The sequence below is a fragment of the Clostridium sp. ZS2-4 genome (assembly GCF_026719745.1).
Lineage (GTDB): Bacteria > Bacillota > Clostridia > Clostridiales > Clostridiaceae > Clostridium_H.
In genome coordinates this window covers 24759-42314 of the sequence record NZ_JAPPRQ010000011.1, presented here as the reverse complement: position 1 = coordinate 42314, position 17556 = coordinate 24759, and the positions used below count along the sequence as shown (strand labels likewise).

The following is a 17556-nucleotide window of genomic DNA, read 5'->3' as shown; positions in this document are numbered from 1 at the left end:
TATCCTATTTAACTTTAAAGTTTGTTTATTTTTTGTCTGTTGTTCTTAACATTTATTGTGGCATTTCTAGTATCATATAACAGCTTAGCACTTTCAACTATTCCTTCATAATCATAGTCAGTGTGATCAGTAGTAATTAAAACTATATCTGCTTCTTTTATTGCAGTTTCCCATTCTACTGATATATATTCTTTACCATTATGCTTAAATTTAGGTACATATGGATCATTATATACTACTTCTGCACCATTTTGCTCTAAGTGCTCAATTACCTTTAAAGCTGGTGACTCTCTCATGTCATCTATATCTTTTTTATATGCTACTCCCATTAAAAGAACCTTAGATCCATTTAATGATTTTTTATGTCCGTTTAAAAGCTTCATTGCATTGTCGACTACGAATTCTGGCATGAAATCATTGATTTCTCCTGCTGTTTCGATAAGTCTTGTATGATAATCAAATTCTCTAGCTTTGTATGTTAGATAAAAAGGATCTAATGGTATACAGTGTCCTCCAAGACCTGGACCTGGATAGAATGCCATAAATCCATATGGTTTTGTCTTTGCAGCATCTATTACTTCCCATATATCTATACCCATTTTTTTACATAGTATAGCCATTTCATTTGCAAGACCTATATTTATATGTCTGAATGTATTTTCAAGTATTTTTTCCATTTCAGCAACTGCTGGTGAAGAAACCGGATGAATTTCTCCTTCTAATACAGTTTTATATAATGCTGCTGCAACTTCTGTACATTCTGGCGTACATCCTCCAACTACCTTTGGAGTATTTTTTGTTTTAAACTGCTTATTACCTGGATCAACTCTTTCAGGTGAGAAAGCAAGGAAAAAATCTTTTCCACATTTTAAGCCTGATTCTTCAAGAATAGGTTTAACTATTTCTTCAGTAGTTCCTGGATATGTTGTACTTTCAAGAACTACCAGCATTCCTTTATGCAAGTACTCTGCAATACTTTTTGTAGAAGCTATTACATAAGATACATCTGGCTGTTTAAATTTATCAAGTGGAGTTGGAACAGCTATTGCAACTGCATCTACATCCTTTACAAAAGAGAAATCAGTAGTTGCGTTTAATTTTCCTGCTTTAACCAACTCTTCTAAGTCGCTGTCAACTATATCTCCTATGTAATTATGTCCTTCATTAACCATTTCTACTTTTTCATCTTGAACATCAAATCCTATAACTTCATATCCTGCTTTTGCTTTTTCTACTGCTAGAGGCAGTCCAACATATCCTAACCCAACAACACCTAATTTTGCTCTTTTATTTTCAAATTTTAATAAAAGTTCCTCTTTTATTTGTGACATAATATTTCCTCCTAATACTCCTACTTAATATAGTTTTATATTAATTTATTTATTTTGAAAAAATCTTTTATTTTTGTTACTACATATTCTTGTTGTTCTTTTGTCATTTCTGGATACAATGGAAGAGCAAAAGTCTTAGCACATGCATCCTCTGCATTTGGAATGTCACCTTGTTTATATCCTAAATGCTTATATACTTCTTGAAGATGAACTGGTATAGGATAATAAATTCCAGATGCAATTTCATTTTCTTTCAAATATTCAATAATTTCATCTCTTTTTGTACTTTGAATAGTATATAAATGATAAACATGCTTGCATGCTTCTCTCTCTGTTGGCAATACAACATCCAAATCCTTCAATAGTTCATTATAAGTGTGTGAATGCTCATATCTTAAATTATTCCACTTATCTATATATTTTAGTTTAACTCTAAGTATAGCTGCCTGAATTTCATCAAGTCTACTGTTATACCCTATAGCTTCATGATGATATTTAACTTTGCTTCCATGAACTCTTAAAAGTTTTATCTTATCTGCTAGTTCTTTATCATCTGTTACTATCATTCCTCCATCCCCGTATCCACCTAAATTTTTAGTTGGAAAGAATGAATAGCACCCAACATGCCCTATTGCTCCTGCTCTTTTTCCTTTATATTCAGCACCAATAGCTTGACAAGCATCTTCTATAACTATTAAATTATGTTTATTTGCAATTTCCATAATTCTGTCCATATCACACATTTGACCGAATATATGAACTGGGATTATTGCCTTAGTCTTGCTATTTATGTTTTTTTCAATACTTTCAGGATCTATACATAAAGTATCTTTTTCAATATCTGCAAAAACAGGAGTAGCTCCAACAACCGATGTAGTTTCTGCTGATGCAAAGAAAGTAAATGGAGTAGTTATAACTTCATCTCCTTCTCCTATTCCTAATGCTCTTAAAGTAAGCATTAATGCATCAGTTCCATTTGCAACACCTATCCCATACTTTACTCCAGTATACTCTGCAATTTCTTCTTCTATTTTTTTTACATTTGGTCCCATTATGAAATGTGTAGATTCCAAAACTTCTTTTATAACTTTATTAACTTCATCTTCTATTGTACGGTATTGAGCTTTTAAATCTAATAAATTAACCTTCACAAAAATCTCTCCTTGTCTTTTTTATCAATTTAATTTTTTCTTATATAAGTTGGAACTTTCCCTTCAACTAGCTTAAATATTTCTTCTTTATCCTTATCGATTACGTTTCTAAACTCTTCAATTGATTTTTCAATATATTCAATATTAAAATCCATTGGCTTTTCTACAAATATCTTTTCATGTTCTGTTGAAGTCAAAGCTATTTCATCCATTAATAATTCTTCATATAATTTTTCGCCTGGTCTTAAACCAGTAAATTCTATATTAATATCCTCATCAGGCTTTAATCCTGATAACCTTATTAAGTCTCTGGCTAAATCTACTATTTTAACTGGTTCTCCCATATCCAGGACAAAAATTTCTCCCCCTTTTGCCATAGCTCCTGCTTGTATTACAAGCTGTGCAGCCTCCGGTATAGTCATAAAAAATCTATTTATATCTGGATGAGTTACTGTAACAGGTCCCCCTTGCTTAATTTGCTTTTTGAATAAAGGTATTACTGACCCATTGCTTCCAAGTACATTTCCAAATCTTACTGCTACATATTCTGTTTCACTCTCCCTGTCAAAAGCTTGAATTATCTTTTCACAGAATCTTTTAGTAGCACCCATAATATTGGTTGGATTTACAGCCTTATCTGTGCTTATTTGTACAAATCTTCTAACCTTATAAAGATGACTACATTTTACTACATTATAAGTACCTATTATATTATTTTTGATTGCTTCTGCTGGATTACTCTCCATAAGTGGTACATGCTTATGTGCTGCAGCATGAAATACAACATAAGGTCTATATTTTTGAAAGATTTCTTTCAATCTTTCAAAGTCCCTAATAGAAGCAATAACTACTTCCAAATCTAATTCCGGATACTTTTGTTTTAGTTCCATTTGAAGATCATATGCGTTGTTTTCGTAAATATCCAATATTATTAGTTTTTCAGGAGAAAATCTAACAATCTGTCTGCAAAGTTCAGACCCTATGGAACCACCACCACCAGTTACAAGAACAACTTTGTCTTTTATATATTGATTTATATTATTATTATTTAGCTTTATTGGATTCCTTCCAAGCAAGTCATTAATCTCTACATCTCTTAACTGACTTATATTAACATCTCCACTTATTATCTCATATATTCCTGGAAGAGTTTTTAGCTTGCAATTTGTCTTTTTGCAAATATTATATAGTTCCTTTCTTTCTTGAAATGGAATAGAAGGTACTGCAATAAATATGTCTTCTATTTCTTTTTTTTCACATGTTTTAATTATCTCTTTTCTGTTTCCTAATACTTTTATCCCATTAATAACCTGACCTATTTTAGATACATCGTCATCTATAAGTCCTACAATGTCATAATTGAGAGCTTTGTGCTTTTTTACTTCCTTTATAAGCATTGCTCCTGCATCTCCAGCACCAACTATTAAAACTTTTTTATTTTCAACACTTGATGCTGTACCTTCATCACGCCCTGCTATTATCCTATATACGAATCTAGTGCCCCCTAGAGCAATTACGCATAAAAGCCAAAATATAATATGAACAGTGAATGGGAATCTATAATGTATATTTCTAAACAGTTTATAACTAACAAAATAACTATATAAAATAAAAATTATATTTGATATTGAAACAGAATATATTATTGAAATCAACTCATCAATAGATGCATATTTCCAAATAAAATCATACAAATTAAAGATTTTATTGCACAGTACTATTATCAGTATTACCGGAATAATTGAAACATTGAAAAATGTTATATATTCTGTAGGTATTTTAAAATCAAATCTTAATATTAGCGCAAGATACAAGGAAATTGCAACTAAAATTATATCTAATATCCAAAACCTTCTGTTACCCTTCAAGCCCTCACATCCTTAATGTTATTTATTTTATCCGTCCTAAACCATTTTACATCATTTTAAAAATTATTCAATCTTTTTTGCTAATATATTTTTAAGTGTTATAATTACAAACAAATAGACATATCCTTCACATATAAATATATTTTATGTCAAGATATGTCTATTATATCACAAATACCTTTTTAATTATTATTTATTTCTTTGTATAATTCCTGAAATTTCGTGTTATCCTTCAATGTACTCAAATATTTCATGAATTCTTCCTTTAGTTCTTGTCTTTTTAAAGCAAATTCAACAGTAGCTTTTAAAAATCCTAACTTATCTCCCACATCATATCTTCTTCCTTCAAAATCATAGGCATACATTGCTTCTTGTTTAATTAATGTCCTCAATGCATCTGTAAGTTGAATTTCCCCTGATTTTCCTGGCTTTGTTTCATCTAATATCTTAAAAATTTGAGGTGTTATAATATATCTTCCTAAAATGGCAACATTTGAAGGTGCTTCTTCTACTTTAGGCTTTTCAACAAGGTCTTTAACTTTATAAATTCTATCTTCTATGTGCATACCCTTTACAATTCCATATTTGCTTACATCATTGGCTGGTACTTCCTGTACTCCTAAAATAGATGTCTTATACTCATTAAAACAGTCTATCAATTGCTTTAAGCATGGAACGTCACTATCAACAACATCATCACCTAACATAACAGCAAAAGGTTCATCCCCCACAAAGGTTCTGGCACAGTTTATTGCATGCCCTAACCCTTTTGGTTCTTTTTGTCTTACATAATATATATCAACTAAATTAGAAATATCCGTAACCATATTCAACAATTCTTTCTTGCCTTTAGCTTCCAGTTGATTTTCAAGCTCAATAGATTTATCAAAATGATCTTCTATCGCTCTTTTATTTCTACCAGTTATAATAAGTATTTCTTCAATTCCTGAAGCCACTGCTTCTTCTATAATGTATTGAATAGTCGGTTTATCAACAATAGGAAGCATTTCCTTAGGCTGCGCCTTTGTTGCTGGTAAAAATCTTGTTCCCAACCCAGCAGCAGGTATAATTGCTTTCTTTACCTTCATAATAAGAATTTCTCCCTTCAAATACATAATTTAATGCATTTTTCATCCCATTTATTGCACATGCAGTATGTATTATGCCTCAAATAGTTAAAATTAATGCTTCTCTCTAAATATCTTTCATCATGTTTTCTAATTGCATTACTATTTCATCCTTTGAATTTAATTTTTTAGCTATTTCTAAATGTACTTTTGCCTGTTCATAGTTCCCTATATTTAAATAACACATAATTAAGTTGGTACATACTTCTATAGACTTAGTAACTTCAAATACTTTTCTAAAATAAAGTATGGCGCTTTCAAAGTTTTCAAGAGATGCATAATTTATACCTAATTCATTTAAGACTTCAGGATAAGAATTGTCTATTTCTAAAGATTTTTCCAAGTAATATATTGCCTTGTCATGGTTTTCTAAAATTCTATATCCTATAGCAATATAATAATATATCTCCGAATCATTCCCAAGTTCATTGATTAACGGAATCAATGTTGCTAACGCTTTCGCTGGTTCCTCATACACCAATTTTTTAGCTTCATCATAATTTACTATAATTTTCAAAGAATTTTTTAATTCTGTAATTTCAACAGTTTCTTTTCCACCTTTTGAGGTATAAGTATTTATACAAAATAATGCTCCATCATAATCCCCTTTATCCCTTTTTATGAAAGCCTCATATAAATACGGATTTGCATAATCTTCTATTTGTTTAGCTTCTGCAATAATTTTCAATTCTTCCTTTTCATAATCTTTATCAGATAGTTTTAAATTTTCCAGGAGCATAATAAGCTTATCATAAGTCTCTGTACTATTTTTAACAGTATTTAAACCTTTAAGCAATATATAAGCATCTTCATAATTATTATTCTTTACTTTTTCTGCTATTCTCCCTTTAATAAATTCTACACTTTTAGGAACAGTGTTTATCAATTGTTTATATACTTCATTAAATCTAAACTCCTCATCAGCACCTAGCACAAAAAACATTCCTTCAATAAAAAACGCTATTGGAATATTTTCAACTTTTTCTCCATTATTTATTTTCTGTATTATGTTTTCTGTTGCAACAGGCATATAAATATCTTCATTTATATTAGTTTTAAAAATTGACATTCCTCTTTTCTTTTCAATTTCTAAAAATAATAAATTTGCCAGCTTACTCTTAAATCTTGCATTAATATCCATATTTATAACAGTCACCAACCTTAATTAAATTTATTAAATAATTCTTAATTTCCATGCAAACTTCATTATAATAAATAATAGTGTTTTTTGTAAACCTCTATCTATAATTTATAAAATGGAACTTAATTCATATAGAGTATTAGAATTGTTAGTCATCAGATAAAAAAATTAACTGCAGCATAAATATGCCGCAGTTTTTTATAAATTACATGCAGTATTGATTATATCCATAACATGATTTTTAAAATTCTTCATTTTTTCATCAGCCTCCTGAATACTATTTCCTACGATAGACAGATATACCTTCATTTTAGGTTCTGTACCAGACGGTCTTACAACAAATGATGAACCATCTTCCAAAATAAATTTTAATACATTTGATTTAGGAAGGTTTATTTGCTTTTGTGTTAAATTCATTAAATCTTTTTCAATCCTTGTGGTATAATCCAATTTTTTTGATATCTTTATATTATTAATATCTAATTTCATTGAATGTCTCAAATGTTGTAAAACTCTTGCTATTTTTTTTACTCCTTCTTTGCCCTCCAGTTTTATTGAAACAAGCTCCTCTTTATAATATCCATATTGTTTATATAAATCCATTAAAGCATTATATAAATTCAAACCTTTCTTTTTATAATACAGTGCCATTTCACATATAAGCATAGAAGCTATAACAGCATCCTTATCTCTTACAAAAGTTCCAGCTAAACATCCATAACTCTCTTCAAATCCAAATAAATAATTCTTGTCACCTTTTTCTTCAAATTCTTTTATTTTTTCTCCTATATATTTAAAACCAGTTAATACATTAATAATTTCAATTCCAAATTTTTCAGCAATTTTAGATGTAATTTCTGTTGTAACTATTGTTTTTATTATTACACCCTGCTTAGGTAATTTATCTTTTTCCTTTAAAGATAAAAGAATATAATGTGAAAGAAGTGTTCCCATCATATTTCCACTTAGAACTCTATATTTTCCCATATCATCCTTCACGACAACTCCTATCCTGTCACAGTCAGGGTCTGTTCCAAAAATTATATCCGGTTTTATTTCATTTGCCATTTTTAAAGCCAAGTTAAATACCTCAGATTCTTCTGGATTAGGGTAGTGTGCTGTAGGAAATTCTCCATTTGGCATTTCCTGTTCTTTTACTACATATACCTTTTCATATCCTAATTCATTTAAAACTCTTCTAACTGGAATGTTACCAGAACCATGTATAGGAGTATATATTATTTTTAATTCCTTTGCACTTTCTTTAACCAAATCTTCTCTTATAACTAAACTTTTAACCTTTTCTATATAACTTCTGTCAACATCTTCTCCTATTAGCTTTAGATATCCTGCTTCCTTAGCATTCTTCATATTTATAGTTTTAACTTTTGAAAAATCGTCTACTTTTTCAATGAAAGAGGTTATTTCTTTTGCAGTATTATCTGTAACCTGTCCACCATCTTCTCCATAAACCTTATATCCATTATATTCTTTTGGATTATGTGATGCTGTTATAACAATACCAGCTTTAGAGTTTAAATATCTAACAGCATATGAAAGCATTGGAGTAGGTCTTAAAGATTCAAAAAAATTAACCTTTATTCCATTTGCACATAAAGTTAAAGCTGCTTCCTTAGCAAACTCATGTGACATTATCCTAGAATCATAAGCAATGCTAACTGAAATTTCTTCCTCTTCATATTTACTTAACAAAAAATATGCAAGTCCTTGAGTAGCTTTTTTCACTGTATAAATATTCATTCTATTAGTCCCAGCTCCAATAATCCCCCTAAGTCCCCCAGTGCCAAATTCCAATTCTTTATAGAATCTATCTTGTAATTCCTTTTCATCCTTAATATTTTTTAATTCTTCTTTAGTATTATTATCTATTAGCTTCGATTCCAACCAATTATTATATTTCCCCATGTACTGCATATTATTCCCCCCTCTTCAGGTTTATAGAAATATTATGCTATAAATACCACCATTAGAACATTTACCATTATTTTTCAAATAGAATTTCATCTAAAAATAAGGCTGCCTTATAGCAACCTTATTTTTATTCCTTATTTTCTATTGTATTATTTTCTTCTTCCTCATCTTCTGATACTGCACTAGTATTATAACGACTAACTGCAGCTACAACAGTATTAAGATCATCAACAATTGAGAGCTCATTTGCTATTTCCAAATCGGCCACTCTGCATATTCCTCCAAGATTCATTTTAGAAACATCTATTTCTATCGATTTGGGAATTTCTTCATACTTACCTTGTACCTTTACACTACTTCTTTCTTTTTGAAGAATTCCTCCATTTTTAATAACCATATTTTCTCCAGTAAACACTATTGGCACTTCAGTTTGAACAACTTTCCCCTTATTAACTTCTTCCAAGTCAATATGTATTATTCTATGAGTTACAGGTTCTCTTTGAACTTCTTTTATCAAAGTCGTATGCATTTGGTTATTAATTTCCAAATCAATAGTTCCATGTTCACCAATATTGTTGATTTCTTTATTTAACTCCATTTCTCCTATTTCAAACAAAGTATTCTGAATTGTTGCACCATACAATATTCCTGGAATTTTTCCTTGATGCCTTTTTGTTTTTGGATAATGTGTTCTATTTTTTTCTCTTATTTCACCTTTTAAAATTTCCATTATTATCCCTCCTATACTTTTTTTATTATTTACAGAAGACATAATAATATACACTTTTTTTCAAATTTAATAGAAAAAATTTACTTAGTACTTTTCTTTATTAATGCATTTTGCTTATTAATGTAGTCTTTTTCCACTTCATCAACATATTTTCTATACTCTCTTAAATCCATATGAAGCACATTATCATATTTACTTATTAATCTCTTAAAATACTCCATAGTATATATTATTTTTGTATAAGCAGCAAAAGCATTTTTATTAAATAAACTGTGCCTCTTTTTCTTACTAGATATATTTTTAATAATATCAAATTGTTCTCTGCCTTCAGATAAAAGCTTTACTTTTTCAAAATTAATTAATAATATTTCTTTATACATTGGATTCAGTAATGATATGATATCTTCACTAAACATTTCTGCTTTTTCAGCAATTTTATCTGATTTCATATTTAGTTCTTCTACTTTACTATTATACTTTTGAATAATATCTTTCATATTATTAGTGATTTTTTTTACTTTCATTGCCTCTTGTATTCCACTTTTATATAAAACCTCTAAGCTTTCACTTACATCTTCTAAATCTTTAACTTCTCTTTCTTTGACTTCATTTGTTTTTAATGCTTTTTTTATACTAAGTTCACTTTCACTATTAAAAAGAATATTTAAGAAATAAAAACATCTAGAAAGTTCTTTATTAATTTCTTTATCCTTGATTACTTCATAGTTTTCATCTACAAACAGATAAGAAATATTTCCACCTTTTATACTTTTTTTAACCAAAAATATTTGTCTATATACCTTGTTTCTTAATAATATATCCTGTGATATACTAGCTTTTTCTCCTTTATCTAAATAATCTTTAATCTTATCTAAAATTTCTTTTGTAATTGATGAATAAACCTCCATCTAATTCCCCCTTATCTCTTTCTTGATATTTAATAACTTAACGCATAATTAGTATGTGTAGCTTTGCAAAAAAATTATGCTGCAAATTTATCATCTACAGCACAAATTTGATAAAGAAGATAAATTATTAGTTATCTTCTTTATGCCTCAACACATTGTTTGATTTAATAATATATAATCCTATTATCTATGCTTTTTATGTCCTTACAACCTGTAAGTACCATCGCTGACTTTAATTCACCCTTTAGACTTTCAACATAAAGGTTAACACCTTCATTTTTTCCTCCAAAAGACGCTGTAACAAAAGGTCTTCCTATTAAAACAGCATCAGCTCCTAAAGCAAGCATTTTTAAAATATCAACACCACTTCTTACTCCACCATCAGCTAAAATTGTAATCTTACCCTTAACTCTTTCTGCTATTTCAGGAAGTACATCAGCAACTCCAGGAGTTTCATCAAGTACTCTGCCTCCGTGATTTGATACTACTATGGCATCTACTCCAGCTTCAACTGCCAGTTCAGCTTCATCAGGAGTCATTATGCCCTTTAGAATAAACGGAAGTTTAGTGCTTTTAACTATCTCTTTAATTTCCTCTACGGTTTTAGGCATAACTGGTTTTCCATGCAGCGCTAAGGTAATAAGCCCGCAAGCATCTATATCCATTCCAACTGCAAAAGCTCCTGCCTCTTCTGCCATTTTAATTTTCTTTATTACATTAGTATTTTCCCATGGTTTTATAAAAACAATACCCTCTCCATTAAATCTTTTTAATTGTTCTAAATTTGTTATAAGAAAGGAATCAACTGCAGTATCCCCTACCATAGGATATATTCCTGAATCCAAACATCCTTCTATTACCCATGATATGTATTCTTCTTCTGAAAATTTTCCACCCATATTCAAAGTAGTACCTGAAACTGGTGCTGCAAATACAGGTATATCCATCTTTTTACCAAATAACTCTATTGATGTATCAGGGTCTTTTGCATCATGTATAACTCTCATATTTAGTTTATAAGCGCTTAACGCCTCTATATTTTCTTTAAAAGATGCCCCCGTTCCTTTGCCTCCCATACCTGGTACTTCACCGGAACAAACAACACCATTGCACACAGAGCATACTCTACAGCTTCCATTTAAGTTTTCCTTAGCATTTTTTAACATTGTCTTATAATCCATAACAAATCCCACCCTTTCTTATGTTTTTCATCATTTTACATTTTGTGTTCTTTGCTTACAATTTTAATTATAAGACAATCATTTTAACTATTCCAGTAAATGGACTTTATATTTTTATTCTAGTAACCAGTCGCCAATCCCCAGTCCCCAGGAAATGTTGATTTTCTTCCTAGTGTCAGAAAATCTTTGAATTTAAAATATCTTTTTCACGCTTTATGTGGTTCCAAGGGCGTTAAGATTAAATAAAACTTTTGAAAAAATTTGACACTCTTTCGGGTGAAAGAGTTTTATTTAACAGTTTTTTTATAAAGGCATTTAGCCTTAGATCAAGTAATATTTCGCTTGAACTATCGCTTTCGGAGCTTAACAGCTCTTTACTTGAATAGATAATATCAAAAGCTAGTGAAAAATTAAAATTTCACTAGCTTTTATTATCTAATTGAAAGGTTTTCTGACCTAAGGAAGAAAATCCTCTTTTACTGGGGACTGGTTACTGGCGACTGGGGACTAAAAGAATGTTGTGTCGCAACATTCTTATATACTGCTCTTCTCAGTATATACTTTAATTCCATTTCTCATAAATAATTCTGCTGTTATACCATTGCCTACTATCTTTTTCCCATTAAAACTTCCATCATATATTTCACCAAATCCACAGGAAGGACTTTTAGCTTTAAAAATTGCAGACTTTGCCCCAACAGCTTTTGCAATTTTTAAAGCTTCATAAGCACCTTTAACAAATTCTTCAGTAGAATCTCCTCCCTGTGCATTTACAACTTTAGCTTTCCCATCAAGTACATCAGCTCCATCCCCTCCAACTATTTCATGAGGGACTCTTGGAGTATTTAATCCTCCAAGTTGTTCCGGACAAACAAGCACTGCTTTTCCTTCTTTTAAGAGGGTTAAAGCCTCATTATTTAAATTGTTTTCTCCATTATATTTGCAATTCACTCCACAAAGACAAGCACTGATTACTATCACTTTTATCCCTTCTTTATTCTCTTTTCTATTATTTTATATTCTTTTAACTCTTGTTCTCTTTACTTTTTCCTACTTCAGCACTGCCACAGTAGCTCCACTTCCACCTTCTCCATACTCACCTAATCTGTAACTTTTAACGTGAGCATGAGTTCTAAGCATATCATGTATTGCTTTTCTTAACACACCTGTACCTTTACCATGAATTATGGTAACTTCTCCAAGTCCTCCAATATAAGCATCGTCTAAATATTTATCAACTGTATAAATAGCTTCTTCTGCATCCATTCCTCTTAAATCCACTGATGAGGATACCTGCTTTAAATTTAAATTAACAGTCTTCTTTTTACGCTGTTTTTTCTCAACCTTACTCTCTTTACTTTCTCTAAGATCTTTAAGTTTTACATTTATTTTCATAATACCAGCCTGTACCTGCACTTCTCCCTTACTGTCAGGCTTAGTTAAAACTATAACCTTGGTATCAAATTTAGGAAGATATACTTCTTGACCTTCAGATACAGTTTTAAGTTCTTTTCCTTCATCCTTAGGTTTGTTTATATCACTTTCTACAGTTTCTAATTTTTCTTTTAATTTCTTTCTATTCTCTTCTAGTTTTTGACGCACATCTGAAGAATATCCCATTCTTTCAAGTTCTCTAATATCCTTTAATATTCTATCAGCTTCTTCCTTAGCTTCCTTTATAATATATTTTGCTTCTTTTTGTGCATCCAAAGTAGCTTTCTCTCTAATATTTTGGAATTTATTTAATTTTTCTTCATACTTCTTCTTGATTTTTAATGCTTCTTCTTTAGCTATTTCTGCCTCTCTAACATCTTTTTGTGCTTTTATGTTTTTATCTTGCAGGCTTTGTATTAAATCTTCAAATTTAAGAGTATCCTTAGATATTCCTTGTTTAGCATCTTCTATAATATAATTTGGAAGACCAAGTCTTTTAGAAATTTCAAAAGCATTTGACTTACCTGGAATACCAATTAGCAATCTATAAGTAGGTCTTAAAGTTTCTACATCAAATTCAACCGATGCATTTTCTACACCCTCAACTCTTAAAGCATAAGCTTTTAGTTCACTGTAATGAGTTGTTGCAACTACTTTAGTCCCTCTACTTCTTAAATTTTCTAATATTGATACTGCAAGAGCAGCTCCTTCTGTTGGATCTGTACCTGCTCCCAACTCATCAAATAAAGCTAAAGACTTCTCATCAGCATTATCTATTATATTTACAATATTAGTCATATGAGACGAAAATGTAGATAAACTTTGTTCTATACTTTGTTCATCACCTATGTCAGCAAAAACTTCTTTAAAAAAGCTTAGTTTTGAACCTTGTTTGGCAGGAATCATAAGCCCACTCATAGCCATAATATGTAAAAGTCCTACTGTTTTTAAAGTAACAGTTTTTCCTCCAGTATTAGGACCCGTAACTACAATAGAAGTAACTCCCTTATTTAAATAAATATCATTAGGAACAACCACTTTTGGATCAATTAAAGGATGTCTTGCCTGTATAATATCAAAATATCCATCTTCATTAATATTAGGACATATACCATTTAAGCTTCCACCATACTTAGCTTTTGCAAATATGAAATCAAGCTCCCAAAGTATATCTGCATTATTTTTTACAGGCACTATATTTTCATATACCTGCTCTGATAATTCCTGAAGTATTCTTTCTATTTCAGCTTTTTCTTTAAGTCTTAATTCCTTTATTTCATTATTTAACGTAACCAAACTCATTGGTTCTATAAAAAGAGTAGCCCCTGAAGAACTCTGGTCATGCACAAGTCCTGGAACAGAGCCTTTATGTTCTATCTTTACAGGAAGTACATATCTATCCCCTCTCACAGTATATATACTCTCTTGAAGATATTGAGAATAGGTTCTAACCAAAGAATTTACCTTTGATTTAATTGAAGTAGTTTTATCTCTTAAGGTTCTTCTTATGTTAAACAATGCAGCACTGGCTCTGTCAGATATTTCTTCTTCTGAAACTATCGCTGCAAATATATCCTCCTCCAATTTCTTTAAAGGAACTAATCCAGCACAAATATCTTCTATAACTCTATAGGACTGTTCTTCATCTTTATGACTTATGTAATCTTTAAACCTTCTTGCACATCTTAACAAATTTGCAATTCTAAGAAGCTGCACAGGCAAAAGTAAAAATCCCTTTTGTGCTCTTCCAATTCCTTCTCTTACATCATATAATCCTTCGAAAGGAGGCGCACTTTTCTTTATAAGAAGCTCAAAAGCCTCTCTTGTCTCTTCTACGTGTTCTCTTACTTCAAAAGCATTATCATAAGGAACAAGCTCCTCAATAATGTCCTTTCCCGCAGATGTAGTTGTATATTTCTTAAGTTCTTCTTTTATCTTATTAAATTCTAAAACTCTCAAAGCCTTATCATTCACGTATTTCACAACCCCTTTAATACTTGTTTTATCTAACCCTTTTCTTTTTAACTCTCAACTTTCCACTTTCACTTCTCAACTGTTTCTATTCAACCCCTCTTTTAAAATGACCTCTGGTAAAGCCTTTAAACTCTCCTTTAAATGCTTTATTTTTATAGCTATTTAAAATTTCCAAAGTTTCCTCATAACTCTCATCTACAAAATCAAGTCTTAGTAAATCTACATTTAAGGTTTTAATCTCATCCAAATTAGGAATTAAATTTATAGCAGCACCATTATATACATGGCTTTTGCAGTACTTATCAGTCTTAATTGGAAACTCTTCTCCCATTCTATCCTTTAGAACAAAGTTCCCATTTTTGCATTCACCGCTGCATCCGTCTTTATTATTTTTTCCTCCAAATACACTTCCAATTGGACAATATTCACTTACCATAAGCTCAGTTTTCCCATAAACTACAAATGCACAAGGAAGTGATGCTTTTTTTACCAAATTACTTATTTCTTTTTTATTTAACTCAACGCTGACAGTTGCAATATTTAACATATCCTTATAGAATTCTAAACTGTAGCTGTTAAAATTATTCAGCTTGTAGTCTCCTATTATTAAAGTTTTTTCTTTAAATTTATTGATTATTCCTAAGTTAGAAGTAATTATTCCCTTTATATGCGGAAGGCTTTCTTCAATTTTTCTGCATACAGTATTAAATTCTTCTTTAATTATACTTGGAGTCTTTATAAATAAATTACTGCATTTTATATTTTTAAGATCAATATCACAATCTCTCATAAAGATTTCTACGGCAATATTATCAATATTACATTCTTTTGCTGCGTTTAATTGGTTATTTGTAGTTACAATAACTAATGGACTATCTATTTCATTTTTTAATTCTTTTTTATAGTTAATATTAAAGTCCAAACCTTTGTTTAAGCTTTTCTTACATTCTCTTTTTATATGATTACTTATACTGTCAATTAACTCTCTGCGCACAGCATTAATTGAAGAAACTGCTATAAATCCTTCTTCAAAATTTTCAAAACTGATTTCTTCAAAATTAAAAGCAGTATCCCCTGTTTTATTAAGCTTATTAATAACTTGCTCTTTTTCCATTGGTTTTTTCAAAGCTTTTTGAACTGCTTCTCCTTCTACTACAAAATCTTTATCCTTATATTTAGTTTTTATAGTAAAAGGCTCTCCAACCTTAAATTTAACCTTTAGCTTTAAATTAATTTTTCTTCCATATATGTTTCTGTAGGATTCACTTAAAACCTCTAAAAGCTTGACATCAGAAGTTTTATATAATATATCTCCTTGTTTATACTTAGCAGGTTTTAATTTAACCCTATCTCCAACAAAAGCTTCTTCTACATTTTTTGAACCCTTTACTATTTTAAAAATAGTAAAGCCATCATCTCCAAATCTGATTCCATCCTGGAGACTTATATTTTCCTTTAGTTCAATAGTCATGTCTCTATTTACTTTACCTATTTCAATTCCTGTATTCTTAGGAAATTTATAAGCCATCATATCTCTACCAGTATTACCAAACAGATAAGCCTTAGAAAAGCCTTCTCTATTAAATAATTGAAGTAATTTTTTCTTTTCTTTCTCTAGCTCAAATCTTTCTGATTTTAATTGTTCATTATCCATTGTCAATTGTCCACTGTCATAGGCTTCATCTATAGCCTTTCTATAAGCAGACACAACTCCCGCCACATATTCCGATCTTTTCATTCTTCCTTCAATCTTTAATGAACTAGTTCCACTGTCAATTAAATTTTGTATATTTTCTATGGTACATATATCCTTAGGACTTAAAAGATATCCTTTTCCCATTTTACCAGTAGTTCTATTTATTATTTCATAAGGCAGTCTGCATGGTTGAGCACAGCGCCCTCTATTACCACTTCTTCCACCAATTAAACTGCTCATAAGGCACTGCCCTGAATAGGAAATACAAAGAGCTCCATGAACAAATATTTCAGTCTCAATATCTAAATCCTTTGAAATATGCTTAATTTCTTCTAAAGATAATTCTCTGGAAAGTACTATTCTTGAAAATCCTAACTTTTTTAGAAGCAGCGCCCCTTCTCCATTATGTACAGTCATTTGAGTTGAAGCATGAATTTCAAAGTCGGGAAAATTTCTTTGTATAAGCTCTGCCAATCCTGTATCTTGAATTATTAAAGCATCAACTCCTATTTCATATAAAAATTTTATATACTCTATAGCTTCCTTAATCTCGGCTTCTTTTATTAAAGTATTAACTGTAACATAAATTTTCACATTATATAAATGACAGTATTCTACTGCTTTAATCATATTTTCTTCATCAAAATTTGAGGCATAAGCTCTTGCTGAAAACTTTGCCCCTCCAAGGTAAACCGCATCTGCTCCATTTTGTACTGCCGCATACAAGCTTTCCATACTTCCTGCTGGAGCCAATAGCTCAATTTTTTTCATAATTTATCTCTCCTTAACCCATTCTTACACCTAATTATACATTATAGCAAATTAAAGTTATCATTGCCAATTGAGGAAATTACGTAATTCAAAATTTATCCCATTCCCCAAAATTCTAATACTATATATGGATAAAATTTCACTTCATATATATAAGTTACAATAAATACTATTCATTGTATTAAAGTTTCATCCAAGATTTTTTCATAAATTGATCATTGAACAATGAGTATTGATAATTTTAATATATATATTACATATTTAAATTTATATTTTTACATATTAAACAATTCAACTAACATTTGAAGCATT

General features: G+C 30.1%; 12 protein-coding genes. All 12 read right to left on the bottom strand.

Annotated elements, in window-relative coordinates:
• Window positions 1–14 precede the first annotated feature (14 nt).
• The 12 genes from OIO11_RS01350 to OIO11_RS01295 all read right to left on the bottom strand — a co-directional run bounded on the left by OIO11_RS01350 (window position 15) and on the right by OIO11_RS01295 (window position 17244).
• Window positions 15–1331, bottom strand: coding sequence for a nucleotide sugar dehydrogenase (locus tag OIO11_RS01350; RefSeq protein ID WP_268069535.1), 1317 nt, complete (start codon window positions 1329–1331; stop codon window positions 15–17).
• 35 nt (window positions 1332–1366) lie between these two features.
• Window positions 1367–2482, bottom strand: a complete 1116-nt coding sequence (locus tag OIO11_RS01345; RefSeq protein ID WP_268069534.1) for a DegT/DnrJ/EryC1/StrS family aminotransferase — start codon at window positions 2480–2482, stop codon at window positions 1367–1369.
• 29 nt (window positions 2483–2511) lie between these two features.
• The gene (locus tag OIO11_RS01340) at window positions 2512–4350 is read right to left on the bottom strand and encodes a polysaccharide biosynthesis protein (RefSeq protein ID WP_268069533.1); all 1839 of its coding nucleotides are present in this window, start codon (window positions 4348–4350) and stop codon (window positions 2512–2514) included.
• Between the two features lie 182 nt (window positions 4351–4532).
• Complete coding sequence (gene galU / locus OIO11_RS01335) at window positions 4533–5438, bottom strand: UTP--glucose-1-phosphate uridylyltransferase GalU (protein WP_326497909.1); 906 nt, start codon at window positions 5436–5438, stop codon at window positions 4533–4535.
• Between the two features lie 106 nt (window positions 5439–5544).
• A complete protein-coding gene (locus tag OIO11_RS01330) occupies window positions 5545–6618 on the bottom strand; it encodes a tetratricopeptide repeat protein (protein ID WP_268069532.1) in 1074 nt (357 codons plus the stop codon).
• A 198-nt stretch (window positions 6619–6816) separates the two neighbouring features.
• Window positions 6817–8553, bottom strand: coding sequence for a phospho-sugar mutase (locus OIO11_RS01325; RefSeq protein WP_268069531.1), 1737 nt, complete (start codon window positions 8551–8553; stop codon window positions 6817–6819).
• A gap of 124 nt (window positions 8554–8677) precedes the next feature.
• Entirely contained in the window at window positions 8678–9280 is a 603-nt protein-coding gene (locus OIO11_RS01320; protein WP_268069530.1) for a 50S ribosomal protein L25, read from the bottom strand.
• An 80-nt stretch (window positions 9281–9360) separates the two neighbouring features.
• Entirely contained in the window at window positions 9361–10188 is an 828-nt protein-coding gene (locus OIO11_RS01315) for a hypothetical protein (RefSeq protein WP_268069529.1), read from the bottom strand.
• 164 nt (window positions 10189–10352) lie between these two features.
• A complete protein-coding gene (locus OIO11_RS01310; protein WP_268069528.1) occupies window positions 10353–11369 on the bottom strand; it encodes an alpha-hydroxy-acid oxidizing protein in 1017 nt (338 codons plus the stop codon).
• Between the two features lie 534 nt (window positions 11370–11903).
• Window positions 11904–12350, bottom strand: coding sequence for a DUF523 domain-containing protein (locus OIO11_RS01305; RefSeq protein WP_268069527.1), 447 nt, complete (start codon window positions 12348–12350; stop codon window positions 11904–11906).
• A 69-nt stretch (window positions 12351–12419) separates the two neighbouring features.
• Window positions 12420–14777, bottom strand: coding sequence for an endonuclease MutS2 (locus OIO11_RS01300; protein ID WP_268069765.1), 2358 nt, complete (start codon window positions 14775–14777; stop codon window positions 12420–12422).
• An 85-nt stretch (window positions 14778–14862) separates the two neighbouring features.
• Window positions 14863–17244 carry a U32 family peptidase gene (locus OIO11_RS01295; protein WP_268069526.1) on the bottom strand — a complete coding sequence of 794 codons (2382 nt, stop codon included), beginning with the start codon at window positions 17242–17244 and terminating at the stop codon, window positions 14863–14865.
• Between the last annotated feature and the right edge of the window lie 312 nt (window positions 17245–17556).

Bases quoted from the DNA above. Each gene is read 5' to 3' on its own strand.
- OIO11_RS01330 (WP_268069532.1), bottom strand. From the start codon at position 6,618: ATGGATATTAATGCAAGATTTAAGAGTAAGCTGGCAAATTTATTATTT.
- OIO11_RS01310 (WP_268069528.1), bottom strand. From the start codon at position 11,369: ATGGATTATAAGACAATGTTAAAAAATGCTAAGGAAAACTTAAATGGA.
- galU (WP_326497909.1), bottom strand. From the start codon at position 5,438: ATGAAGGTAAAGAAAGCAATTATACCTGCTGCTGGGTTGGGAACAAGA.
- OIO11_RS01325 (WP_268069531.1), bottom strand. From the start codon at position 8,553: ATGCAGTACATGGGGAAATATAATAATTGGTTGGAATCGAAGCTAATA.
- OIO11_RS01320 (WP_268069530.1), bottom strand. From the start codon at position 9,280: ATGGAAATTTTAAAAGGTGAAATAAGAGAAAAAAATAGAACACATTAT.
- OIO11_RS01295 (WP_268069526.1), bottom strand. From the start codon at position 17,244: ATGAAAAAAATTGAGCTATTGGCTCCAGCAGGAAGTATGGAAAGCTTG.
- OIO11_RS01350 (WP_268069535.1), bottom strand. From the start codon at position 1,331: ATGTCACAAATAAAAGAGGAACTTTTATTAAAATTTGAAAATAAAAGA.
- OIO11_RS01315 (WP_268069529.1), bottom strand. From the start codon at position 10,188: ATGGAGGTTTATTCATCAATTACAAAAGAAATTTTAGATAAGATTAAA.